Here is a 22,193-nt window from a genome sequence, read left to right on the forward strand (position 1 = left end):
CATGCGCCTGAATGAAATCAGCTACAGCGATGCCGAACCCGTCGAGGGCTACGGACCCGGTTTCTTCCGGATCGGCGGCAAGGCTCTCGACGGCCCGCTGCTCCTGTCGCCGCACGGCACCCACGTCTGGGGCGGCTACGAGGACGGAGACGCCCTGCGCGCCCTGGCCGGCGAGATCGACGTGCTGTTCGTGGGCACGGGCCCCGAAACGGCGCACTTGCCCAAGCACCTGCGCACCGAGCTCGAGGAGGCCGGTATCGGCGTCGAGGTCATGAACTCCCCCTCCGCCTGCCGGACCTACAACGTGCTGCTGGCAGAGGGGCGGCGCGTCGCCCTGGCCGTCCTGCCGGTGTGATCGAAATCCGAATGCGCCGCCTGGCCACGCGCAGAGCGGGGCTGGTCGGGGCCGCCGCGGCGCGATAGCACCGGACACATGCTCACTCTCGACTCCGTATCCGTGACCCGCGGCGGCGTGCCCGTCCTCGACGACGTGAGCCTCGCGCTCGGGCGGGGGCAGGCGGTCGTGTTGCGGGGCCCGAACGGGTCCGGGAAGACGACGCTTCTGCGGACCGTCGCCGGCCTGCAGCCTCCGGCAGCCGGTCGCATCGAGGGCGCGGAGCGCGTGGCGTATGCCGGTCACGCGGATGGCCTCAAGGCCAGCCTCAGTGCCGCTGAAAACCTGCGGTTCTGGGTCTCGGCGTTTGGCACCCACGATATCTTGCCGGCGCTTGCCGCTTTCGATCTTGAGGCGCTGGCCGACCGGCGCGCCGGCGAGATGAGCGCGGGCCAGAAGCGTCGGCTGGGCCTTGCGCGTATGCTGGTGACCGGGCGGCCGGTCTGGGTGCTGGACGAGCCAACCGTATCGCTCGACACGACCTCGGTCGGGCTCTTCGCGAAGGCCGTGTCGGACCACCTCGAGAAAGGCGGTGCAGCGCTGATCGCCACCCATATCGACCTCGGGCTGCCGGACACCAGAACGCTCGACGTCACGCCATATCGCGCCCGCCCGCGCGCCGCCGCGGCGGACGAGGCCTTCTTGTGAGGGCGCTTCTGCTGCGCGACCTCGCGCTTGCTGTGCGGGCAGGCGGCGGCTTCGGCCTCGGGCTGTCGTTCTTCCTCATTGTCACCGTGCTCGTGCCCTTCGCGGTTGGGCCCGACACCGGCACGCTCGCACCCATCGCGCCGGGCGTGCTCTGGATTGGCGCGCTGCTGGCGTGCCTTTTGTCCCTCGACCGCATCCTCGCGCTCGACTGGGAGGACGGCTCGCTCGACCTGCTGGCCACCGCGCCGCTGCCTCTCGAGGGTATAGTGACGGTCAAGGCGCTCGCGCACTGGATCACCACCGGACTACCGCTGGTGGCCGCCGCGCCCGCGCTCGGCGTACTGCTGAGCCTGCCGGGGCCGGGCTACCTCTGGCTCTTCGTGTCGCTGCTGCTGGGCACGCCGGCTCTGTCTGTGATCGGCACCTTCGGCGCGGCGCTCGTCGTCGGCCTCAAACGCGGCGGCCTCCTCATGTCGCTCCTCGTGCTGCCGCTCTACGTGCCGACGCTGATCTTCGGAGCCGAGGTGGCCCGCCGCGGGGCCGAGGGGCTGGACGTGCAGACGCCGCTTCTGATGCTCGCCGGGATCAGCACGGGGTCGCTCGCACTCTTGCCGTTCGCCGCCGCGGCAGTGTTGCGGGTCAATCTGCGCTAGATGTCGCGGCTGGCCCAACTGGACACGCGCGCCGGGACATGTGACTTGTTGTGCTCGGGAGTGGAGAAGTAGGGACAGCGCATGTCGCTTTGGGAATACGCCAATCCGGTCAAGTTCATCCGTCTCGCGGACCGTATGCTGCCGCCGGTCGCCGTGCTGGCGCTGCTGTGCCTCGTGGTGGGGCTCGTCTGGGGCTTCTTCTTCACGCCGGACGATTACCGGCAGGGATCGACCGTCAAGATCATCTACCTGCACGTGCCCTCGGCTCTGATGGCGATCAACGCGTGGCTGATGATGCTCGTGGCCTCGCTGATCTGGATCATTCGTCGGCACCACGTCTCGGCGCTCGCCGCACGCGCGGCCGCGCCGGTGGGCGCCACCATGACGGTGATTGCGCTCGCGACCGGGGCGATCTGGGGTCAGCCCATGTGGGGAACGTGGTGGGCCTGGGATCCGCGCCTGACTTCGTTCCTGATCCTGTTCCTGTTCTACCTTGGCTACATGGCGCTGTGGGAAGCGATCGAGAGCGACGATACCGCCGCCGACCTGACCGCGATCCTGTGTCTCGTCGGGTCGGTCTTTGCGATCCTGTCGCGCTACGCGGTGAACTTCTGGAACCAGGGCCTGCATCAGGGCGCCTCGTTGTCGATGGACGCCGAGGAGAACGTGGCCGACGTGTTCTGGTTGCCGCTGCTGGTCTGCATGGCGGGTTTCGTGCTGCTGTTCCTGGCGCTCGTGCTGCTGCGGACCCAGACGGAAATCCGCGCGCGGCGCACCCGCGCGCTCATCGCACGGGAGCGGGCGGCATGATGCCTGAGCTCGGAAAATACGCCGGAACCGTGCTGTCGGCCTACGCCGTGTCGCTTGTGCTGATCGTGGTGCTCGTGGCGGTCAGCCTGTGGCGCGCCCGCCGCGTGCGGGCCGCGCTCGACCGCGTCGAAAAGAGGGGGCCCCGTTCGTGAAGCTCAAACCGCTGATGCTGTTGCCGCCGGTGATATTCGCGGCGTTTGCCGCGCTTGCGTATATCGGTATGTACCGCGAGGATCCGCAGGGATTGCCGTCAACGCGCGTGGGCAACCCGGCGCCTGCGATCACGCCCGAGGGGCTCGAAGGGTATCCGACAGTAGGTCAGGAGATGCTTGCCGACGGCGACGTGACGCTGGTGAACTTCTGGGCGAGCTGGTGCCCGCCGTGCCGCGCGGAGCATCCGCAGCTGCTGGAATATGCCGAGCAAGGAGTCGATATCGTCGGCGTGAACTTCAAGGACCAGTCCAACGCGGCGCTGACCTACCTCCGTGAAGAGGAGAGCCCGTTCTCGGCGGTGGCCTTCGACCCCCGAGGGCGCACGGCAATTGAGTGGGGCGTGACGGCGCCGCCCGAGACCTTCATCGTCGATGGCGAAGGCACGGTTCTGTTCCGGTTCCAGGGGCCACTGGTGGGGTCTGACTTCGAGCAGCGCTTCGTGCCCGCGCTCGAAGAGGCGCAGGCGGCCGCCGGAGCGTCGTGACCCCGGCGACCACCGTCTCTCAGTAGCGCAGCGAGGCGTAGAGGCCGCACGCGTCAAGCGACAGCGCGCAGTCAGGATCGGCACCGTCCACGCGGCTGTCCTGTCCTGCGGCCCACGCGCCGAAGACCATCAGCACCGCCAGCGCGGCGGCCTGCAACATGGTCACGAGTTTCATGTTCCGTCTGCTCGTTCTCAGTTTCATGGAGTTCTGCCTGTGCTCTCGTCCGGTCTCTTCTGGACCGATACGAGAGGTGTAGGACCACTCCGCCGAACTGCAGGCTCACGAGACGGTGATCGAGGCAGGACATAGGCGGAACTTCGCCTGTCGCTCCTCCGAGCAGCCGGTTCGTGCCGGGGCGCCGCTTTTCAGGACGCCCCGCGCTTTGGCCAGGGTCAGAGGATCGTCAGTCCGACCGCGATGATGGCACCCGACAGGATCAGGTGAACCGTGCAGAAGCCCATGATGTCCTTGGCGCGCAGCCCGGCGATGCCGAGAATCGGGAGCGCCCAGAACGGCTGAACCATGTTCGTCCACGCGTCGCCCCAGGCGACTGCCATGGCGGCGCGGGCCTGATCGAGGCCCAGGGCCTCGGCCGCAGGCATGATCACGGGCGCCTGCACCGCCCATTGGCCGCCGCCCGACGGGACGAAGAAGTTCACGACACCGGCAGACAGGAAGGTCCAGAACGGCAACGTCGTTGCTGTGGCAAAGCCTGTGAGGCCCTTGGAGATCGAGGCGGCGAGCCCCGAGTCGACCATGATCGCCATGATGCCGGCGTAGAACGGGAACTGGATCACGATGCCGGCGCCGCCTTTCACCGCTTCGCTAAGCGACATCAGCAGGTTGCGGGGCGTGCCGTGCAGCAGGATCGCCAAAGTCAGGAAGAGGAAGTTGATCGTGTTCAGCGACAGCCCGCCGCCGGTGGCGAAGTGCTGGATCAGCCATGCCGCGCCCATGGCGCCCACGAACATCGACAGCACCGGCGTCGTTTCGATCCAGTCTGCGGGCGTTCCGGTGCGCGGACGGTCGTCCTCGGACTGCTTGAGCAGTTCGGGATCGATGAAGACGCTGTCCTCCTCCTTGGGAAGCATCGCGCGGTTGATGAGCGGTACCGCGATGAACAGCGCGATCACGATCGCCAGGTTGTAGAACGAGAAGATCGTCTCGGAGGTCGGAATAACCCCGATCGCATCGGCGAAGGGGTGGCCCTCGGTCGCGATCGAAAGTGGGATCGAGCCGGCGAGGCCACCATGCCAGACGATGAAACCGGAATAGGCCGAGGCCACGAGCAGTCGGTAATCCACCCGCACGACGCGCGCGAGCTCCTTGGCGAAGAGCGCGCCCACAACGAGACCGAAGCCCCAGTTGATCCAGGATGCGAAGACGGACACCACCGACACCAGCAGGATCGCCCCGCCGGCGCTTGAGGCGAGGCCAGCGAGCGCCGCAAGGCCGCGGCGCACGATTGGCGTGGAGGCCATCATGTAGCCGGTCACGAGCACCAGCAGCATCTGCATCGAGAACGACAGGAGCGACCAGAAGCCGTCACCCCAGATGGCCACGACCTCGAGCGGGGGAGTGCCTTCGAACAGCAGCGCGGCGAGCGCCGCGACCAGCGTCAGGACCACGACGAAAACGAACGGGTCCGGCAGGTAGCGGTCCATGATCCGCACGAGCGGCCTGGAGATGACGGTGAGCATGACGGTCCTCCCTTGGAAATTCTGCAATTGCAGGTGGATTTGGGGGGAGGGATATCAATTTTCCGATGTATCCGGTCCCGCGCCCCCGGAAGTGGAAAAAACCCGGCCGGACGCGGGGTCCGGCCGGGCGTGGATCGTATGGCGCCGGGCCCGGGCAGGGCCGCGGCGCACTAGATCAGGCCGCCTTCGCGAGGTTGCGGAGCACGTAGTGCAGCACGCCGCCGTGTTTGACGTACTCCACCTCGATCGCCGTATCGATGCGGCACTTCAGGGTGATCTCGGTCTCGCTGCCGTCTTCGTAGGTGATCTTGCAAGGCAGTTCGGCGCCCGGGGTCACGCTGTCGAGGCCGGTGATCGACACCGTTTCCTTGCCGGTCAGCTTGAGCGACTTGCGGGTGTCGCCGTTCATGAACTCGAACGGCACCACACCGAAGCCCACGAGGTTCGACCGGTGAATGCGCTCGAAGCTCTCCGCGACCACGGCTTTGACGCCCAGAAGCGCCGTGCCCTTGGCTGCCCAGTCGCGCGAGGAACCCGCGCCATACTGCTCACCGCCGAAGATCACCAGCGGGGTATCCTGGTCCTGATACTCCATGGCAGCGTCGAAGATCGACGTCTGGTTGCCCTCCGGATCGAGGGTGTAGCCGCCTTCGACACCGTCCAGCATCTCGTTCTTGACGCGGATGTTGGCGAAGGTGCCGCGCATCATCACCTCGTGGTTGCCACGGCGCGAGCCGTAGGAGTTGAACTCCCGCGGGCTGACCTGGCGCTCGACGAGGTACTGACCGGCCGGCGTCGATTCCTTGAACGAACCGGCGGGCGAGATGTGGTCGGTGGTGATCATGTCGCCGAAGATGCCCAGCACACGGGCGTTCTGGACGTTCTCGATCTCACCCGGCTCCTGCGACATACCCTGGAAGTAGGGCGGGTTCTGCACGTAGGTGGACGAGGCCGGCCAATCGTAGGTCTCGGCGTCCGTGGTTTCGACGGATTGCCACTTTTCGTCGCCCTTGAAGACGTCGGCGTACTTCTCCTGGAAGCTCTCGCGGGTGACGGTCTTCTCGACCAGCTCGGCGATCTCGGATTGCGACGGCCAGATGTCCTTGAGGTAGACATCGTTGCCGTCCTTGTCCTGACCCAGCGGCTCGTTCGCGACATCGATGTTCATGTCACCGGCGATCGCGTAGGCGACCACGAGCGGGGGCGACGCCAGATAGTTGGCGCGCACGTCCGGGCTGATCCGGCCCTCGAAGTTGCGGTTGCCCGACAGGACCGAGGTGGCGATCAGGTCGTTGTCCGCGATGCACTTCGAGATTTCCGGCGCCAGCGGCCCGGAGTTGCCGATGCAGGTGGTGCAGCCGTAGCCCACGAGGTTGAAGCCGATGGCGTCGAGATCGTCCTGAAGACCGGACGCGTCGAGATAGGCCGACACGACCTGCGAGCCTGGAGCCAGCGAAGTCTTGACCCACGGCTTGCGGTCGAGGCCCTTCTCGCGCGCCTTCTTGGCCACGAGGCCTGCGCCGATCATCACGTAGGGGTTCGACGTGTTGGTGCACGAGGTGATCGATGCGATCACCACGGAGCCGTCATGAAGCTGGAACTCGACCTCTTCGCCGTCGATGTCCTTCATCTTGACGAAGCCGCGCTTGTGGCTGCCGGTGTCGCCGGGGATCTCGACGGGCTCGGGCATGCCGCCTTCGCCTTCCCAACGTACTTCCTCGGTGGCCGTGACGTCCTTGCCGTTCCGCTCGCCCTCGATGTAGCTGTGGAAGGTCTTGGCCGCCTCGTCGAGGTTGACGTGGTCCTGCGGACGCTTCGGACCCGAGATGGCGGGCTTCACCGTGCCCATGTCCAGTTCGAGCGTGTCCGTGAAGACCGGCTCGGCACCCGGCTGGCGCCACAGGCCCTGCTCCTTCGCGTAGGCCTCGACCAGGGCGATGCGGTCTTCGTCACGGCCCGTGGTGCGCAGGTAGCGCAGTGTCTCGTCGTCGATCGGGAAGAAGGCACAGGTGGCGCCGAATTCGGGGCTCATGTTGCCGATCGTCGCACGGTCCGCCAGCGTCACGCTGTCGAGGCCGTCGCCGTAGAATTCCACGAACTTGCCGACCACGCCCTTCTCGCGCAGCATCTGGCAGACCCGCAGCACGAGGTCGGTGGCGGTGGTGCCTTCGACCATTGCGCCGGTCAGCTTGAAGCCGATGACCTCGGGGATGAGCATCGAGATCGGCTGGCCGAGCATCGCGGCCTCGGCCTCGATCCCGCCGACACCCCAGCCAAGCACGGACGCGCCGTTCACCATCGTGGTGTGGCTGTCGGTGCCGACCAGCGTGTCGGGGTAGGCCACGGTTTCGCCGTTCTGGTCCTTGTCGGTCCAGATGGTCTGGGCGAGGTATTCGAGGTTCACCTGGTGGCAGATGCCGGTGCCCGGCGGGACCACGCGGAAGTTGTCGAACGCCTTCTGACCCCACTTGAGGAAGGTGTAGCGCTCGATGTTACGCTCGTATTCGCGATCCACGTTCATCTGGAACGCGCGCGGGTTGCCGAATTCGTCGATCATGACCGAGTGGTCGATGACGAGGTCGACGGGGTTCAGCGGGTTGATCTTCTGGGGATCGCCGCCGAGCGCCTTGATACCGTCACGCATGGCGGCGAGGTCGACCACGGCCGGAACGCCGGTGAAGTCCTGCATCAGGACGCGGGCCGGGCGGTAGGCAAGCTCGCGCTGCGCCTTGCCGTTGTTGGCGGCCCATTCTCCGAACGCCTTGATGTCATCCGTGACGACGGTGTTGCCGTCCTCGAAGCGCAGCATGTTCTCGAGCACGACCTTGAGCGACACCGGCAGCTTCGAGAACGAGCCGAGCCCGGCCTCCTCCGCTGCGGGAATCGAGTAGTAGGCGACGCTCTGGTCGCCGACGCTGAGCGTCTTGCGGGTCTTTGAGCTGTCCTGGCCGACGGTGATGGGCATGATGCCTCCCTCTGCTAGCTTGGCGATCGGTCGCGGTCTGCCCGCTCTGTGCCCCACGGGGACATGCCGATCAAGGAAAGGTTTCGCGAAATGTATACTATTGTGCACAATCGGGCGCAAGGCCGTTCCCGTCGAGGCAGCACGCCCGTATCTCTCTCAAAACCTTGATTGGCTATTACAGTTCCCTTGGTCTATCCGGATCGGAACCGACACCCACGGAGTCTGCCACATGCCCCTTCGCGCCGCCTGGATCGTCGCCCTCAGCGCCGGACTTTGCGGCACAACGGCGATGTCGGGTGAGCGTCCGGTCGTGGTCGAGCTCTTTACCTCGCAGGGCTGTTCCTCCTGTCCGCCGGCGGACGAGCTGCTGGAAACGCTGGGCTCGGACGCCGACGTGATCCCTTTGGCGCTGCATGTGGACTACTGGGACTACATCGGCTGGAAGGACAGCTTCGCCCAGGCGCGATTCACCAAACGGCAAAAGGCCTACGCCAAGGCGGCCGGCCGCCACACCATCTATACGCCGCAGATGGTCGTGAACGGCACCGAGGACGTGGTCGGCACACGCCCCAAGGACGTGGCGGCCCTGATCGCCGAACACCGCGCCGCAGAGACCCCGGTTGCGCTTGATGTCTCGAGATCGTCTGACATGCTGACCGTGCGGGTCTCGACCGAGACACCGGTCGGGCCGTCAGTCGTCTACCTCGTGCGCTATGAACCCGACGCCACGGTGCGCGTTCGCCGGGGCGAGAACGCGGGCCGCACGCTCGATTACACGCACATCGTCACAGATTGGGACATGATCGGGCGTTGGGACGGGCAGAGTGCCTTCAGAGAGAGCCAGCCGATGGAAGGGGACGCCCCCGCGGTCGTGCTGGTGCAGGAAGACGGCTACGGGCCCATCCTCTCGGCCGCACGCTTGCGCTGACGCCGCGCCTGCCGCTCGGGCTTCCAGCGGCGATGGATCCAGAACCACTGCGCGGGGTCGGCCTCGACCCGCTTTTCCAGCGCACGTGTCGCCGCTTTCATCATCTCAACTGGTTCGCCGTGCGGGATCGGCGCGTCGAACTCGGCTCGGAAGCTCTGGCCGTCGGGCAGGCGCACCCCGAAGAAGGGCACCATGAGCGCATCGGCCTTGAGCGCGATCTCAGCCGCGGAAGTCAGGGTCGGGGCAGGGCGGCCCATGAAGTCAATCGGCTCTCCCTTGCCCGCGTAGAGATCGAACAGCAGCACGCCCATGCCGCCGCCACGGATATGGCGCAGCAGGCCCATGGTCCCGCGGCGTCCCTGTTCGAACACCGGGCCCGACAGGCGATGCATGTTCTCCGCGTAGTGGGCGTTGAAATAGGCGTTCGACATCGGCCGGTAGAGCCCGCCGATCTGCCAGCCGCGCGCGACAAGTGCCGCGCGGGGGGCCTCGAAGTTCCCGTAATGACCGGTAACGAAAAGGATCGGGCGTCCCTCGGCACGGGCGGCCTCCATCGCGGGCAGACCCTCGCCGGTCACCTCGGCCTCGGCCATGCGGTCGCGCAGGCCGAGTACATCGTAATTCTCGATCATCGTGCGGCCTGCATTGCCGGCGACACGGTCGGCCAGCCTGCGGCGTTCGGGCTCGGACATGTCGGGCCAGACGTGGGCGAGGTTCTCCATCGCGCGCCTGCGATACCCGGCGAGCGGCGCCACGACCTTCGACACGAGAGCATCCATGAGCCGCAACCGCGCGCCGAGCGGCAGGGCGAGACACGCCGAGATCGCCGCGCGCAGGGCGCGGTCGGTGGCCCAGTCGCCCCAGCTTCCGGTGGGGAGCGCGCCGTCCTCGTCTGTCGGTTCTGCCACGTGCGGCCCCGTCGATGGTTCGGTCAGGCCCTAGGTGATAGGTTGACGAGCATCGGGTCTCAAGCGCGCAGGTGGGATCGGCTGGGCAAACGGGGGCTTATCCCGCGCCTCCAACATTCTGGTGTCGCCGACTGACGCCTTAAGGATTATGCGCTTCGGAGCGAGGAATTGCGCGTGCTTTGCTCCGTATGGTCGCCGGAAGAAGAACTGGCGCGCGGGCGGCGCAGAGCCGACCGGCATCGGTCACGACCGTCCCATTCACACCACGCGCTCAGTCCTCGTCCGGTTCGACCATCTTGATCTCCCCGTTGTTGACCAGCGCCCGGATCGCGTCGATGACGGCACGCTGCGCAGCCTCGGCTTCCTTCGGTTTCGGCGTCGGACGCTCGGCGATCTCCTCGCTCAGGGTGGCCGCGACCCGCTTGGACAGATTGGCGAGCATGAACTCGGACACCGGCTGCAACTCCTCGGTGGTAGCGCCGGCGAGCGCCGTGACGAGGACGTCGTTCTCGACATCGCGGGACACCTTGGGCACGTCGGCCGCCGCCAGCCGTTCGGGGATATTGGCGAAGGTGAAGATCGCCCGGCGCACCGCTTCGGCGAAGGGCTTGTCGGTCTCGTCGAGCCCGGCGAGCACGTCGTCGCGGATGCCGTCGGCCGAGTAGTTGAGGATCGCACCCACCCGGTCCACCGGTGCGGAGGCGAAGGCGCGGGGCGGGTCGGCGTCGATCTGAGAGGCAAGCGCCAGCCCGATCCGGTCCACCGTCTCGGGCGTGACGCCCGAGGTCCGGGACACCGCATAGGTGATGCGCCGGGCCAGCGGACCGGGCAGCTTTCCAAGGACTTGTGCGGCCTTGTTCACCTCGATCTTCGACATGAGCACGGCGGCGATCTCGATGCTTTCGGAGGTGACGATCTGGACCAGCCGCTCCACGCTCTGGCCGCCGACGCGGTCCCACGGGTCGCCGGTCTGGCGCACGCCGGCCTCCTTCCGGAGGCGACGGGCCGTCTGCGCGCTGATCTTGCCGTCGAGCATGTCGAGCGCACCGGCCACGCCGCCGGGAAACGACAGTCCAACAGCTTCCAGCTCGTCTGCGAATTCGCCGATCACCTGGTCGAGCGTCGCGCGGTCGATGTAGCGCATTGCGCCCAACTCGTGCGTCAACTGTTCCTGGAGATCATCGGGCAGCGACGAGAGCGGTACATTCGCGCCCTCGTTCAGGATGAACTGCACGACGATCGCCGCCTTGGCGCGGCGCGTCAGGCGACGAGGGCCTGGCGGCGGCTCGGGCGATCGACCGGCAAACGACGCAGGGAGGGACATGGGCGAGGGCGCTTTCTGGCGGGTGCCCCCGGTATACCGCGCTCGCGGTTAAGAAAGCTTTATGCGCCGCCGCGCGTCAGGCGCGAAAACGGCCTCCGCGGAGGCCGTTCACAAAGGCGCGGGATCAGCTGCTGACCGGCACGCAGGCGTGGCTGTCGCTGTCGTAGGTCATGCCATCGGCGCAGGACATGGCCTGCTTACCCCAGCTGCACTGGGCCGAAGCCGACATCGCGGAGACGGCGGTCAGGGCAGCCGCGGCGAGAAGCGTCTTGATCGTCATCTGTCATCCTCCATTGGAATGGAACGACGGTAGCACAGCTTGACGTTACGGCAAAAAGCGCGGCGCACGGGCGCGTTCACGCCCGCGCGAGCGCCCGATCTTCAGGCGTCGCCGAAGACGCGGGCGAAGATCGTGTCGACGTGTTTCGTGTGATAGCCGAGGTCGAACTTCTCGGCGATCTCGTCTTTCGACAGCACGGCGGTCACGTCGGCGTCGTTCTCGAGCTCGGTCTGGAAGTCGCGGCCCTCTTCCCAGACCTTCATCGCGTTGCGCTGGACCATCGTGTAGGCGCCCTCGCGGCTCACGCCCTTCTGGGTCAGGGCGAGCAGCACCCGCTGCGACATCACCAGGCCTTTGAACTTGTGCATGTTCTGCAGCATGTGCTCGGGGTAGACCACGAGCTTGTCGACCACAGTGGCCAGACGCGCCAGCGCGAAGTCCAGCGTCACGGTCGCGTCAGGGCCGATGTTGCGTTCGACGGACGAGTGGGAAATATCCCGCTCGTGCCAGAGGGCCACGTTTTCCATCGCAGGGATCACAGCCATCCGCACCAGCCGCGCTAGGCCGGTGAGGTTTTCGGTCAGCACCGGGTTGCGCTTGTGCGGCATCGCCGACGAGCCCTTCTGCCCGGCCGAGAAGAACTCCTCGGCTTCCAATACCTCGGTGCGCTGCATGTGGCGGACTTCGGTGGCGAGGTTCTCGATCGACGAGGCGATCACGCCCAGAGTGGCGAAGAACGCCGCATGCCGGTCGCGCGGGATCACCTGGGTCGAGATCGGCTCGGGCTCAAGGCCCAGCTTCTCGCAGACATGTTCCTCGACGCGGGGGTCGATGTTGGCGAACGTCCCCACGGCGCCGGAGATGGCACCCGTGGCGACCTCGGCACGTGCAGTCCGCATCCGCTGGAGGTTGCGATGCATCTCGGCGTAGAAGCGCGCGAAGGTCAGGCCCATGGTGGTGGGCTCGGCGTGAATGCCGTGGCTGCGACCGATGCGGACGGTGTCCTTGTGCTCGTAGGCACGGCGCTTGAGCGCAGCCAGAAGTCCCTCGAGGTCGGCGATCAGGATATCGGCCGCGCGCACCAGCTGGATGTTGAACGTGGTGTCGAGAACGTCCGATGAGGTCATCCCCTGGTGCACGAAGCGCGCCTCGTCGGCGCCGACAATCTCGGAAAGGTGGGTGAGGAAGGCGATCACGTCGTGACGGGTCACCGCCTCGATCTCGTCGATGCGGGCCACGTCGAAGTCTACACCGTCGGCCTTCCAGACGGCTTCGGCGTTCTCCTTGGGGATCACGCCCAGCTCGGCCTGGGCATCGCAGGCATGGGCCTCAATCTCGAACCAGATGCGGAATTTGGTCTCCGGTGCCCAGATCGCGACCATGTCGGGGCGGGAATAACGGGGGATCATGGGAACCGCATCCTTCACGTCTTGTTGATATGTCGAGCCGGGTCTTAGACTCGGGCCATCGCAGAGACAAGGGACGCACCGTTTCGTGACAAACCGGCCCCTCAGCCCCGCCGACATCCTGACCCTGCCCGAAGGGCTGTCCGACTTCGAGGGCGGCTGGCGTCTCAGTCGCAAGATTCACGACCGCCATGTCGGCCAGTTCGGTCATGCCGAGGGACGGCTCCAGTTCTCGCCCGACGGCGACGGCCTGCGCTACGACGAGAGCGTCACCATGCATCTGCCCGGCCAGCCGCCGCTATCTGGCACGCGCGCCTATCTCTGGCGCGCGATGGACGGCGTCATCGACGTGCGCTTCGACACCGGGGCCCCGTTCCACCAGATCATGCTGGGCGAGCCAGAACCCGAGGCCACCCATCACTGCGCGCCCGACCTCTACCGCGTGTCCTACGACTTTGCCGACTGGCCGGTCTGGACCGTGACGTGGGAGGTCTCGGGGCCGCGCAAGGACTACCGGATGGAAACCCTCTTCGTCCGGGAGAAGCCGCGCGGCGGGTGAAGGCTTGCGGGCTCCGCGGCACTCGGGCAGAAGAGACATCGGCAACAATATTGCGACAGGAGGGGCTCATGAACCTCGCGACGAACCGTAACGTGCTGGTGGACCTGTTCGGGGCGACCGAAGGGGCCGGCCTGCGGCTTAAACAGGCGGCGCTCGTTGTCCTCGGCATCGGCGTTCTGGCCGTGGCGGCCAAGATCCGGATCCCGATGTGGCCGGTGCCGGTGACCATGGGCACCTTCGCGGTGCTGACGCTGGGCGCGGCCTATGGCCCCCGCCTCGGCCTCGCGACGATCCTTGGCTACATGCTGGTCGGCGCGCTCGGCTTCGACGTTTTCGCCGGCTCCTCGGCCGAGGCGAACGGCCTGACCTACATGATGGGCGGGACCGGCGGCTACCTCGCGGGTTACGTCGCGGCGACCGTGCTTCTGGGTATGCTGGCGCGCGCCGGATGGGACCGCACCGCGCCCAAAATGGCCGGCGCGATGCTCATGGGCAACGTGCTGATCTACCTGCCGGGCGTCGCCTGGCTCGGTGTGCTCTACGGTTGGGACAAGCCGCTGCTCGAGTGGGGCCTGACGCCCTTCCTCATCGGCGACGCTCTCAAGCTGGCACTGGCCGCCGTGATCCTGCCGCTGGCATGGCGCGCCGTGGGTCGCGCCCGCGGCTGAGACCGGTCCACACGGATGGAAAATTGGCGGCGCGGGGGCACACTCCCGCGCCGCGTTTCGTTTTCGAGGACGCCCGCCATGATCCTGCAGACGCACATGCCCTACGACCCCGCGGACCGTCCTCGGCTGCCGGGCATCCGCCCGCTCGAACCGGCGGAGTGGCTGCTGGTGGACGACGCCTTCGCCGCGCAGATGGCAGAGCGCGAGCGCCTGATCACCACGGGACGCGAGGCCGTAATCGCAGAATGCCCCGGCGCCAGGCCTGCCGTCTTGGAAGCGCTGGAGGTCATTCTGGAGAGGCTGCCCGAGGGATATGCCCGCGAAGGAGATGACGTGGTTCGGCCGGACGGCGCGACGGCGCAAATCGACCGAACAGATCCGCTGGCCACGCTCGGGCACCTCGTGCAGGACGATATCTGCATCATGCAGCGGCCCGATGGCGGGGATGAACACGTTCTCACCGCGGCGGTGCTGTGCTTTCCCGCGCGGTGGCGGCTGGCCGAGAAGATCGGCCGCCCGCTGATCGCGATCCATGAGCCGGTCCCGGAATACGATTCCGACCTCGCGCCGCGCGTGCAGCGGTTGTTCGACGGCGTGCGGGTCGGCCGTCCGCTGTGGCGGGTGAACGAGCTCTGGACCGATGATCCGACGCTCTTTCAGCCCGAGCCCCCGGCGAACCGGCCGAAATGGCGGGGCGCCGAAAGCCGCTACCTGCGCTCGGAACGGCAGTGCCTCGTGCGTCTGCCAGAGACGGGCGCGGTCGTCTTCAGCATCCACACCTACATGGTTGCGGCCGAGAACATGCCGTCACGCAGACCGGCCGACGCACCGGCCGAGTGATACGCGCTCCTAAGTTCGGCAAGATCAGCGCGCGAGGTCGAGGATCGGGCTCAGCACTCCGGCCTGCCACAGAACGTATCCGGTGCCGGTGAGGGCGAGCACGTGCGCCGACAGTCGCACGTCCGAGCCGCGCAGCGCGTGCACGGCGGAGAGCCCGATCGCCACCGGCATCGACACCACGGCCAGGGCGGCGGTCAGTGACCAGCTGGCCGCGCGCGCGCGGGTCTCGCTGACCTGCTGCGGACCGGGAGCGGTTTCGGAGAGCGCAGGTGTCGGCTCGGCGGCTGGCGCGGTGAACAGCGCGGGCTCCCCCTCCAGCAGCGAGGTCATGTTGCGTTCGATCTGGTCGATGCTCTCGTCCGCGTCGGGCAGAGCGGTGATCTCCCGGCGGGCCCGCTTGGGCGAGATGTAGCTTTGCGCGGCGAGAAACTCGTCGGGTGACAGCAGCACGTCAGGCTGGAGCCACTCGACACGGCGTGCCTCGATCAACGGCAGCGACCGCAGCACGATGTCCGACAGGATGGCGGTGCACCTGGCCCGTCCCGGCAAGCTTTGGCCCGGCCGCGCCGCAAGGGCGAAGGCAACCCGGGCGCCTCGTGCCGGATCGCGCTCGACCGTCACGCGGACCATGATGCGCGGTCCCGCAACCGCCTGGTGGGTTTTCGAGATGCGTACGCCTGCTGAACCGCCATCATGCTGAGCAAGAACGTCCGCGACGCCGCGCAGGAACGTGCGCGGTACGGGTCCGACCGGTCTGGGTGAGAGGATGGCGGCGTAGGGGCGCGGGGCATTGGACATGTGCGCAACCTTGGCGGGAGTATTCGTTCTCCCAGTACGCTAGTCCGGCAATTTGCAGAGATTGTGGCCCGACGGGTCCGCTTCGGTGGCGGCCCCGCGTGAAACGGGGCCGTTCCGTGGTGCTTGGCAGATCAGCCGTCAATCCGCGAGGCCATGATCGCGATCGCCTGCTGATAGACAGTCGCCGCGTTCCATTCCTGGATCGCGCGGAAGTTCGGCTGGCCTTGCTGGTAGCCGGCGCCGGGCTGCCAGCCCTTCTGGCGCAGATAGTTGGCGGTCGACGCAAGCGCGTCCGTGGCATTGTAGAAATCTACTCGGCCGTCGCCATTGCCGTCCACGCCGTAGCGAAGCGCGTTGCCCGGAAGGAACTGGGTGTGGCCAAGTTCACCGTGCTTGGCGCCCTGCGTGTTGCCGTTGATGGAGCCGCGGTCCACCAGTTGCAGCGCGCCGATTGCATGAGGCTTGAAGAAGTCCGACCGCCGGCAATCGTAGGCCAGCGTGGTGATCGCGGAAACGACGCTCGAATTTCCCATGAAGCCGCCAAAGCCCGTCTCCATCCCGTGGATCGCGAGGAGGACACCGGCCGGAACGCCGTAGGCGTTTTCGAGCGACTGGTAATATGACGGGTTCTGCGCGAGGCGCTGGCGGCCCTGCGACACGATGGTGTCGGCGCCACGCACCTGCATGAAGCGGTCGAGCGAGTAGTTGAAGCTTTTCTGGTTGCGATCCGCGGCGATGGTGTCGCTGGCATAGCGCGCGTTGGCAAGTGCCTGAAGTCCGCGCTGTCCGACACCTTGTGCCTGAGCCTGGGCGGCGAATTGCGATTTCCAGCTTTCGAAGCCCGACGCATTGTTCCCGCAGGATTGTGCGATGGCAGGGCTGGCGGCCAGGATCAGGCCGATGGCGGTAAGAAGGCGGCGCATGGGAGGCTCCCGTCAGGATTGTCTTTCCGAAAGGGTAGCGCCACTTCGTCGCACCGCAAGCGCTGTGGCCGCCACGTCGTTCGGCGACCGCCCTTGCAGAAGACGGGCGGCGCCGGAGGGCTCAGAAAGGCAGGGCCGCCATGGCGCCCGACACGTCGAGCATCGTGAAGAATCCGGCAAGACCCATCGCGAGAGAGGCGAGGCGAAAGTCCTCGCCGCGGACGACATTGAGGATCAGCACCGGCGCCGCGATAGGCAACGACACGGTCGCGACGCTGAGCGATACTGCCCAGGTGGCCAGTCTCGCCTCCATCGGGATTGGTGCATTCTGGGCGATCCTCTCGGCCTCGAGCTCTTCGTTAGTCAGCTGCAGCGTCATCACCCGGCGTAGTTCGGCGTCGTAGGCGTGGACGTGCGCGTCAAAGCGGTGCCGGTGCGCCGGAACATCTGAATTCGCCGCCGGACGACGGCGCGTCGCGGCTGCGGGGGGCAGGATGCCGGCGCGACGGCGCGAGCCGGGCCGGGGGCGGACGGTGCGCGGCCCCTCCTCGGCGGAGCGGACCGTCCGGCGTGGAGTGATGGTGGCCCGGGTTGCCGTCATCTCGTCCGAGAGAGCGGCGATGAATGCTGCGCGCGGGATCGCGACGCCGGACTCGTCCCACAGGACCTCGGTGGCGGGCACGCGCGGCAGAAGATGCCAGATCAGGCCGGCGAGGCGCGCACGCAGCGCATCGGCCTCCACATCCTCCGATTCCACGACCGCGGTCAGCTCGCTCCGGCCGCGCAGAACGCCGATCTCGAGCCGGGCAGTGAGTCCGTCGTTTGTGGTGGCGCGCGCTCCGTTCAGCGTGGGCGTCACGTCGGCCTTGATGCCGCAATCGGCGAGCGCGGCATGCAGAAGCCGGCACAGGTGGTCGGATTTGAGGAGTCGGTTGCCATCGAGGGAGAGGATCGCGCTTGCGTGAGCGGCAGGATCGACGTGGGCAAGGGCAGCAGCATGTCCGGTCATGAACAGATCTCCATTCGTCTGTCTTACGGGAACAATGCTGGGCGCGATTCGCGGTGCCAATGTGGTCCGCAAGGACCTTCACGACGGCAAATTCCGCGAAGTAGGGCGACGGTTGGGAAATGTCGCCACAATCGGCCGGTTTCGCGAATTTACTAAGGGATTTCCGCAGCGTCGTTTTCGGTCGCGGCAAATCCAGCTTTGCAATCGTGTTGCCTGTGGAAACAGCCGTACGCGTGCGAGGTAGGGGTCAAAAGCGCCTTTATCGGGCCACCACGAACGAAAACGGGCGCCCCGAAGGACGCCCGTGTCTGCCGGTCGGACTGCCGAAGCAGTCGCGTTCAGCAGCTGTAGTAGAGGCCGAATTCGACCGGGTGCGGCGTGTGCTCGTAGAGTTCGAGCTCTTCCGTCTTGAGGTCGATGTAGCCGTCGATCTGGTCCTTGGTGAACACGTCACCGGCCAGCAGGAAGGAGTGGTCGGCCTTGAGGGCCTCCAGTGCCTCGCGCAGCGAGCCGCAGACGGTCGGGATGCCCTCGAGCTCCTCGGCCGGCAGGTCGTAGAGGTTCTTGTCCATCGCCTCGCCGGGATCGATCTTGTTCGAGATGCCGTCGAGACCGGCCATCAGCAGCGCCGCGAAGCACAGGTAGGGGTTCGCCGACGGATCGGGGAAGCGGGCTTCGACGCGCTTGGCCTTCGGGCTCTCGGTCCACGGGATCCGGACGCAGCCCGAACGGTTGCGGGCCGAGTACGCGCGCAGAACCGGAGCTTCGAAGCCCGGGATAAGGCGCTTGTACGAGTTGGTCGACGGGTTGGTGAACGCGTTGAGCGTCTTGGCGTGCTTCAGGATGCCACCGATGAAGTAGAGCGCTTCCTGGGACAGGTCCGCATACTTGTCGCCCGCGAAGAGCGGCTTGCCGTCCTTCCAGATCGACATGTTGCAGTGCATGCCCGTGCCGTTGTCGCCGTAAAGAGGCTTCGGCATGAACGTCGCCGACTTGCCGTAGGCTTCGGCCACGTTGTGGATGACGTACTTGTACTTCTGCAGCTGGTCGGCCTGCTCGGTGAGCGAGCCGAAGATCAGCCCAAGCTCGTGCTGGCACGACGCCACCTCGTGGTGGTGCTTGTCGACCTTCATGCCCATGCGCTTCATGGTCGACAGCATCTCGGAGCGCAGATCCTGGCCGTGGTCGATCGGGTTGACCGGGAAGTAGCCGCCCTTCACGCCCGGACGGTGGCCGGTGTTGCCCATCTCGTACTCGGTGTCGGTGTTCCACGACGCGTCGATGGCGTCGACCTCGTAGGACACCTTGTTGATCGAGTTCGAGAACCGAACGTTGTCGAAGATGAAGAACTCGGCCTCTGGACCCCAGTAGGACACGTCGCCGATGCCCGACGACTTGAGGTAGGCCTCGGCCTTCAGAGCGGTGCCGCGCGGGTCACGCTCGTAGGGTTCGCCGGTGTCGGGCTCGACCACGGTGCAGTGAAGGCAGAGCGTCTTCTCGGCGTAGAACGGGTCGATATAGGCCGACTCCGGATCGGGGATCAGCTTCATGTCGGAGGCTTCGATCGACTTCCAGCCGGCGATCGACGAGCCGTCGAACATGAAGCCTTCCTCGAGGAAGTCCTCGTCGACCTGATCCTGCATCAGCGTCACGTGCTGCAGCTTGCCACGCGGGTCGGTGAAGCGGATGTCGACGTATGCGACGTCTTCGTCCTTCATCAGCTTGAGAACGTCACTCTTGCTCATGCTTTGAGTCCTTTTCTGTCGTGTGTCTCTGGGTCTGTCTGCGGATGGGGTGTGGCCCGGGCGGTGCGCCCGCGGCCCGGGGATCAGAGCGCGTCGGATCCGGTTTCGCCGGTGCGGATTCGGATCGCCTGCTCGACCGGCGAGACAAAGATCTTGCCGTCGCCGATCTTGTCGGTCTTGGCCGCACCCACGATTGCCTCGATGGCGGCGTCGACCAGGTTGTCATCCAGAACAACCTCGACCTTCACCTTGGGGAGAAAGTCGACGACATATTCCGCCCCGCGATACAGTTCGGTGTGACCCTTCTGACGTCCGAAGCCCTTCACCTCGACGACCGAAAGCCCCTGGATGCCCGCGTCCTGAAGCGCTTCCTTCACCTCGTCGAGCTTGAAAGGCTTGATGATCGCCTCGATCTTCTTCATGGCTTCGCCTCCTCGTCGCAGTCCTTGGGCGTCAGACCATGTCTCGGTGCCGCCCACAATCGCACACAAGCGGGAGGCGCGGGCGGGCGCCAGCGCAATCGGACGAAGCGATCAAATTTCGTGCGATACGCACAAGAATTGAGCAATTCGCGAACGAGGACTTGATGACACACCTGCTGACCGCTGCCGAGATGCGCGAGATCGAGGCACATGCCATGGAAAGCGGCATCGTCACGGGCCGGGAGCTGATGGATCGGGCGGGCCGCCGGGTTGTCGAAGCGCTCCAGACGGTCTGGCCCGATGCCGAGCGCGCGTCCCGGCGTGCGGCCATTCTGTGCGGCCCCGGCAACAACGGCGGCGACGGCTTCGTGATCGCGCGGCTTTTGCACGGTCTCGGCTGGACGGTCGAGGTATCGATGCTGGGATCGGTCGACGCGATGCCCGCCGACGCCCGCGTCAACGCCGAAAGCTGGCAGGAACTCGGGCCGATCCACGCCCTCGACGCGCATTCCAATCCCTGCGCCGCCGCGCCCGACCTCGTGATCGACGCGCTGTTTGGCACCGGGCTGTCGCGTCCGCTCGAAGGGCTGGACAGCCTGCTGTCATGCCTGCGCGCGGCGCACGGGCAGGGACGCTCGCGAATCGTGGCGGTGGATATTCCCTCGGGGCTTTGCGCCGACAGTGGGCGCGTTCTGGGCGGTGCCGGCGCAGCGATCCCCGCGCATCTCACGGTGTCATCCCACCGCGCAAAGCGCGGTCACTACCTGTCGGACGGGCCGGCGCTTTGCGGATCGCTCGTGGTCGGCGATATCGGCCTGCGGCCCGAGGCGACCGAAGGCCGTGGAGTGCCGCTGGTGGCGGCGCGGGCACGTGAGCTTTCGAAGGGGCAGAGCGGCCACAAATACGACAGCGGCCATGCGCTGGTAATGACCGGGGGGGCGGGCACCACCGGGGCGGCGCGCCTGGCCGCGCGGGCCGCGCTGAGGGTTGGCGCGGGCCTCGTGACCACCGGCGTGCCGGGATCGGCGCAGTTCGAGGTCGCCGCCCAGCAAACCGCTGTCATGCTGCGTCGGATTGACGACGGTGGGGCACTGGCGGACATGCTCGAAGGCGACGGACGCCTCAACGCGGTGTGCCTCGGGCCCGGACTAGGGGCCACCCGTGCGCTTGACCTCGTGCCGGCGGCGCTGGCCGCGCGACGTGCGACGGTGCTGGACGCCGATGCCCTGACGGCCTTTTCCGACGCGCCGGACACGTTCTTTGATGCGCTGCACGCGGACTGCGTCCTCACTCCGCACATGGGAGAGTTCGCGCGCCTTTTCCCGGACCTCGCCAGCCCCCTGACCGACGTGGCGGAGCGCGGCCCCGCGCCCTCGCGCATCGACGCCGCCCTGGCAGCGGCAAAGCGGTCCGGCGCCGTGATCCTGTTGAAAGGGCCGGACACGATCGTCGCCGCACCTGACGGCCGGGTGTCGGTGGCGGCCGCAGTATATGACCGGGCTGCGCCGTGGCTCGCCACGGCCGGGGCCGGCGATGTGCTGGCGGGCATGATTACGGGCCTCATGGCACGCGGTATGCCGGCGATGCGCGCGGCCGAAACGGCGGCGTGGCTTCACGCGGAATGTGCGCGGTGCTTCGGCCCGGGCCTCATCGCCGAGGACCTGCCCGAGGCGCTTCCGGGCGTGTTCCGAACGCTGGGGGTCTGATGGAAGAAGGGCCGCGGTCATCGCGGCCCCCGTTTGTGCGGCGAGGCGTTACTCAGGCGATCTGGCTGATCGGTTGACCTGCGGCGACCTCCAGGCCGTCGGCGTATAGAATGTGAGGCGCGTCGAAGATCAGCTCTACCAGCACCACGTCCGCGCGCCCTGCGTGATGGACGAATTCACCGTCCACCAGGCGCGAGACCGGGATCAAGGCCTGCTGTCGGCCGAAGAGGGCCATTGCCCGCCAGTCGCGGATCAGAACTTCCTGCGTCGCGGGCATGAGCACGTCGCGGTCCGGCCGCGCATTGCCCAGAGAGCCCGCGCGAATGCGCACGACGTCACGCTCCAGCCGGCGGTGGCGCACCTCGATCAGCGTCGCCATTCCGCTGTCGCGCGTGATGACCCGGTCGCCCGGTCCGAGCACGTCCACGGGAAGGGCACCGTCGAGGGTGAGCACTTCCGTCCCAGCGACGAGAGCGTTTGTGATGCATGACACGGTATCCGGGCGCAGCGGTGGCTGCCCCGTGCCGCGCCGGACCGTTTTCGGTTCCATGAGCGCATTCCTGCTGTTCCTGCCTCTTTTCTCCGATGATTATGGCAACACGAGGTTAAAGTCCTGCCTTTTCTTGGCGGGATTTTCCTCTCGCGTCCGGTGTGTGGCTTTGCTAGAGAGCGCCGGAACCGGGCACCCGCCCCCTGCGGGCGTCCCGTGACTGTGTTCGCGGGTGTGGCGGAATTGGTAGACGCACCAGATTTAGGTTCTGGCGCCGCGAGGCGTGGGGGTTCGAGTCCCTTCACCCGCACCAGAGGAT

General features: G+C 66.7%; 24 protein-coding genes and 1 tRNA gene. 12 read left to right on the forward strand and 13 right to left on the reverse strand.

Translation table 11 applies throughout. The features are described 5' to 3' along the window. Position 1 precedes the first annotated feature (1 nt). From BMX29_RS11180 to BMX29_RS11205, 6 genes are all read left to right on the forward strand, one after another. Complete coding sequence (locus tag BMX29_RS11180; RefSeq protein ID WP_092812828.1) at positions 2-355, forward strand: Mth938-like domain-containing protein; 354 nt, start codon at positions 2-4, stop codon at positions 353-355. A 78-nt stretch (positions 356-433) separates the two neighbouring features. After that, on the forward strand, positions 434-1,042 hold the full coding sequence (gene ccmA / locus BMX29_RS11185) for a heme ABC exporter ATP-binding protein CcmA (RefSeq protein WP_092812830.1): 609 nt from the start codon (positions 434-436) through the stop codon (positions 1,040-1,042). After that, positions 1,039-1,695: a heme exporter protein CcmB gene (ccmB, locus tag BMX29_RS11190; protein WP_043841401.1), complete on the forward strand. Its 657-nt coding sequence runs from the start codon at positions 1,039-1,041 to the stop codon at positions 1,693-1,695. Before ccmA ends, ccmB begins: the two co-directional genes overlap by 4 nt. Before the next feature lie 81 nt (positions 1,696-1,776). After that, complete coding sequence (locus tag BMX29_RS11195) at positions 1,777-2,505, forward strand: heme ABC transporter permease (protein ID WP_043841400.1); 729 nt, start codon at positions 1,777-1,779, stop codon at positions 2,503-2,505. Beyond that, a complete protein-coding gene (gene ccmD / locus BMX29_RS11200) occupies positions 2,502-2,657 on the forward strand; it encodes a heme exporter protein CcmD (protein WP_081749580.1) in 156 nt (51 codons plus the stop codon). The genes BMX29_RS11195 and ccmD overlap by 4 nt, the downstream gene beginning before the upstream one ends. A 14-nt stretch (positions 2,658-2,671) precedes the next feature. Continuing rightward, a complete protein-coding gene (locus BMX29_RS11205; RefSeq protein WP_092813155.1) occupies positions 2,672-3,202 on the forward strand; it encodes a DsbE family thiol:disulfide interchange protein in 531 nt (176 codons plus the stop codon). A 19-nt stretch (positions 3,203-3,221) separates the two neighbouring features. Here BMX29_RS11205 and BMX29_RS19215 read toward each other — a convergent pair whose 3' ends face one another. The 3 genes from BMX29_RS19215 to acnA all read right to left on the reverse strand — a co-directional run bounded on the left by BMX29_RS19215 (position 3,222) and on the right by acnA (position 7,868). Next, a complete protein-coding gene (locus tag BMX29_RS19215; RefSeq protein WP_157835859.1) occupies positions 3,222-3,377 on the reverse strand; it encodes a hypothetical protein in 156 nt (51 codons plus the stop codon). Between the two features lie 218 nt (positions 3,378-3,595). Further along, on the reverse strand, positions 3,596-4,903 hold the full coding sequence (locus BMX29_RS11210; RefSeq protein ID WP_092812832.1) for a short-chain fatty acid transporter: 1,308 nt from the start codon (positions 4,901-4,903) through the stop codon (positions 3,596-3,598). Positions 4,904-5,078: 175 nt separating this feature from the next. Then, positions 5,079-7,868 carry an aconitate hydratase AcnA gene (gene acnA, locus BMX29_RS11215; RefSeq protein ID WP_092812834.1) on the reverse strand — a complete coding sequence of 930 codons (2,790 nt, stop codon included), beginning with the start codon at positions 7,866-7,868 and terminating at the stop codon, positions 5,079-5,081. Positions 7,869-8,097: 229 nt separating this feature from the next. Here acnA and BMX29_RS11220 point away from each other — a divergent pair, with 229 nt between their 5' ends. After that, complete coding sequence (locus BMX29_RS11220; RefSeq protein WP_092812836.1) at positions 8,098-8,796, forward strand: DUF1223 domain-containing protein; 699 nt, start codon at positions 8,098-8,100, stop codon at positions 8,794-8,796. Here BMX29_RS11220 and BMX29_RS11225 read toward each other — a convergent pair. The 4 genes from BMX29_RS11225 to purB all read right to left on the reverse strand — a co-directional run bounded on the left by BMX29_RS11225 (position 8,760) and on the right by purB (position 12,717). Continuing rightward, the gene (locus BMX29_RS11225; RefSeq protein ID WP_092812839.1) at positions 8,760-9,704 is read right to left on the reverse strand and encodes a lysophospholipid acyltransferase family protein; all 945 of its coding nucleotides are present in this window, start codon (positions 9,702-9,704) and stop codon (positions 8,760-8,762) included. The two genes, BMX29_RS11220 and BMX29_RS11225, sit on opposite strands and share 37 nt — an antisense overlap. Positions 9,705-9,975: 271 nt before the next feature. After that, a complete protein-coding gene (locus BMX29_RS11230) occupies positions 9,976-11,028 on the reverse strand; it encodes a flagellar motor switch protein FliG (protein WP_092812842.1) in 1,053 nt (350 codons plus the stop codon). A gap of 124 nt (positions 11,029-11,152) precedes the next feature. Beyond that, positions 11,153-11,308, reverse strand: a complete 156-nt coding sequence (locus BMX29_RS18830) for an adenylosuccinate lyase (RefSeq protein ID WP_112324721.1) — start codon at positions 11,306-11,308, stop codon at positions 11,153-11,155. Positions 11,309-11,409: 101 nt separating this feature from the next. Beyond that, a complete protein-coding gene (gene purB / locus BMX29_RS11235; RefSeq protein ID WP_092812845.1) occupies positions 11,410-12,717 on the reverse strand; it encodes an adenylosuccinate lyase in 1,308 nt (435 codons plus the stop codon). A gap of 85 nt (positions 12,718-12,802) precedes the next feature. Here purB and BMX29_RS11240 point away from each other — a divergent pair, with 85 nt between their 5' ends. The 3 genes from BMX29_RS11240 to BMX29_RS11250 all read left to right on the forward strand — a co-directional run bounded on the left by BMX29_RS11240 (position 12,803) and on the right by BMX29_RS11250 (position 14,781). Continuing rightward, positions 12,803-13,273 carry a DUF6314 family protein gene (locus BMX29_RS11240; RefSeq protein WP_244889215.1) on the forward strand — a complete coding sequence of 157 codons (471 nt, stop codon included), beginning with the start codon at positions 12,803-12,805 and terminating at the stop codon, positions 13,271-13,273. Positions 13,274-13,341: 68 nt separating this feature from the next. Continuing rightward, positions 13,342-13,941: a biotin transporter BioY gene (locus BMX29_RS11245; protein WP_092812848.1), complete on the forward strand. Its 600-nt coding sequence runs from the start codon at positions 13,342-13,344 to the stop codon at positions 13,939-13,941. 78 nt (positions 13,942-14,019) lie between these two features. Beyond that, a complete protein-coding gene (locus BMX29_RS11250) occupies positions 14,020-14,781 on the forward strand; it encodes a heme-dependent oxidative N-demethylase family protein (RefSeq protein ID WP_092812851.1) in 762 nt (253 codons plus the stop codon). A gap of 24 nt (positions 14,782-14,805) precedes the next feature. Here BMX29_RS11250 and BMX29_RS11255 read toward each other — a convergent pair whose 3' ends face one another. From BMX29_RS11255 to BMX29_RS11275, 5 genes are all read right to left on the reverse strand, one after another. Further along, positions 14,806-15,579: a hypothetical protein gene (locus tag BMX29_RS11255; RefSeq protein WP_139196993.1), complete on the reverse strand. Its 774-nt coding sequence runs from the start codon at positions 15,577-15,579 to the stop codon at positions 14,806-14,808. A gap of 131 nt (positions 15,580-15,710) precedes the next feature. Continuing rightward, positions 15,711-16,502 carry a lytic murein transglycosylase gene (locus BMX29_RS11260; RefSeq protein ID WP_092812857.1) on the reverse strand — a complete coding sequence of 264 codons (792 nt, stop codon included), beginning with the start codon at positions 16,500-16,502 and terminating at the stop codon, positions 15,711-15,713. A gap of 121 nt (positions 16,503-16,623) precedes the next feature. After that, positions 16,624-17,511: a hypothetical protein gene (locus BMX29_RS11265; protein ID WP_092812859.1), complete on the reverse strand. Its 888-nt coding sequence runs from the start codon at positions 17,509-17,511 to the stop codon at positions 16,624-16,626. A gap of 338 nt (positions 17,512-17,849) precedes the next feature. Further along, complete coding sequence (glnA, locus tag BMX29_RS11270; protein ID WP_092812862.1) at positions 17,850-19,256, reverse strand: type I glutamate--ammonia ligase; 1,407 nt, start codon at positions 19,254-19,256, stop codon at positions 17,850-17,852. 83 nt (positions 19,257-19,339) lie between these two features. Further along, entirely contained in the window at positions 19,340-19,678 is a 339-nt protein-coding gene (locus BMX29_RS11275; protein WP_043841382.1) for a P-II family nitrogen regulator, read from the reverse strand. 164 nt (positions 19,679-19,842) lie between these two features. On the opposite strand from BMX29_RS11275, the gene BMX29_RS11280 reads away from it, so the two are divergent. Further along, positions 19,843-21,384 (forward strand): NAD(P)H-hydrate dehydratase, encoded by a 1,542-nt coding sequence (locus BMX29_RS11280; RefSeq protein ID WP_092812865.1) that lies wholly within the window; start codon positions 19,843-19,845, stop codon positions 21,382-21,384. Positions 21,385-21,436: 52 nt separating this feature from the next. On the opposite strand, the gene BMX29_RS11285 is transcribed toward BMX29_RS11280, so the two are convergent. Continuing rightward, positions 21,437-21,934, reverse strand: coding sequence for a Hint domain-containing protein (locus BMX29_RS11285; RefSeq protein WP_092812868.1), 498 nt, complete (start codon positions 21,932-21,934; stop codon positions 21,437-21,439). A 168-nt stretch (positions 21,935-22,102) separates the two neighbouring features. Between BMX29_RS11285 and BMX29_RS11290 the strand changes: the two genes are divergently transcribed. Continuing rightward, positions 22,103-22,187 (forward strand) — tRNA-Leu (locus BMX29_RS11290). Positions 22,188-22,193: the final 6 nt, after the last annotated feature.

Source organism: Roseivivax marinus, assembly GCF_900109705.1.
Lineage (GTDB): Bacteria > Pseudomonadota > Alphaproteobacteria > Rhodobacterales > Rhodobacteraceae > Roseivivax > Roseivivax marinus.

Coding starts and splice junctions, on each gene's coding strand:
- BMX29_RS11210 (WP_092812832.1), bottom strand. CDS start 4,903: ATGCTCACCGTCATCTCCAGGCCGCTCGTGCGGATCATGGACCGCTAC.
- ccmA (WP_092812830.1), top strand. CDS start 434: ATGCTCACTCTCGACTCCGTATCCGTGACCCGCGGCGGCGTGCCCGTC.
- ccmD (WP_081749580.1), top strand. CDS start 2,502: ATGATGCCTGAGCTCGGAAAATACGCCGGAACCGTGCTGTCGGCCTAC.
- BMX29_RS11205 (WP_092813155.1), top strand. CDS start 2,672: ATGCTGTTGCCGCCGGTGATATTCGCGGCGTTTGCCGCGCTTGCGTAT.
- BMX29_RS11230 (WP_092812842.1), bottom strand. CDS start 11,028: ATGTCCCTCCCTGCGTCGTTTGCCGGTCGATCGCCCGAGCCGCCGCCA.
- BMX29_RS18830 (WP_112324721.1), bottom strand. CDS start 11,308: ATGACGATCAAGACGCTTCTCGCCGCGGCTGCCCTGACCGCCGTCTCC.
- BMX29_RS11255 (WP_139196993.1), bottom strand. CDS start 15,579: ATGTCCAATGCCCCGCGCCCCTACGCCGCCATCCTCTCACCCAGACCG.
- BMX29_RS11250 (WP_092812851.1), top strand. CDS start 14,020: ATGATCCTGCAGACGCACATGCCCTACGACCCCGCGGACCGTCCTCGG.
- purB (WP_092812845.1), bottom strand. CDS start 12,717: ATGATCCCCCGTTATTCCCGCCCCGACATGGTCGCGATCTGGGCACCG.
- acnA (WP_092812834.1), bottom strand. CDS start 7,868: ATGCCCATCACCGTCGGCCAGGACAGCTCAAAGACCCGCAAGACGCTC.
- BMX29_RS19215 (WP_157835859.1), bottom strand. CDS start 3,377: ATGAAACTCGTGACCATGTTGCAGGCCGCCGCGCTGGCGGTGCTGATG.
- BMX29_RS11220 (WP_092812836.1), top strand. CDS start 8,098: ATGCCCCTTCGCGCCGCCTGGATCGTCGCCCTCAGCGCCGGACTTTGC.
- BMX29_RS11180 (WP_092812828.1), top strand. CDS start 2: ATGCGCCTGAATGAAATCAGCTACAGCGATGCCGAACCCGTCGAGGGC.
- BMX29_RS11260 (WP_092812857.1), bottom strand. CDS start 16,502: ATGCGCCGCCTTCTTACCGCCATCGGCCTGATCCTGGCCGCCAGCCCT.
- BMX29_RS11280 (WP_092812865.1), top strand. CDS start 19,843: ATGACACACCTGCTGACCGCTGCCGAGATGCGCGAGATCGAGGCACAT.
- BMX29_RS11245 (WP_092812848.1), top strand. CDS start 13,342: ATGAACCTCGCGACGAACCGTAACGTGCTGGTGGACCTGTTCGGGGCG.
- BMX29_RS11265 (WP_092812859.1), bottom strand. CDS start 17,511: ATGACCGGACATGCTGCTGCCCTTGCCCACGTCGATCCTGCCGCTCAC.
- BMX29_RS11285 (WP_092812868.1), bottom strand. CDS start 21,934: ATGGAACCGAAAACGGTCCGGCGCGGCACGGGGCAGCCACCGCTGCGC.
- glnA (WP_092812862.1), bottom strand. CDS start 19,256: ATGAGCAAGAGTGACGTTCTCAAGCTGATGAAGGACGAAGACGTCGCA.
- BMX29_RS11195 (WP_043841400.1), top strand. CDS start 1,777: ATGTCGCTTTGGGAATACGCCAATCCGGTCAAGTTCATCCGTCTCGCG.
- BMX29_RS11275 (WP_043841382.1), bottom strand. CDS start 19,678: ATGAAGAAGATCGAGGCGATCATCAAGCCTTTCAAGCTCGACGAGGTG.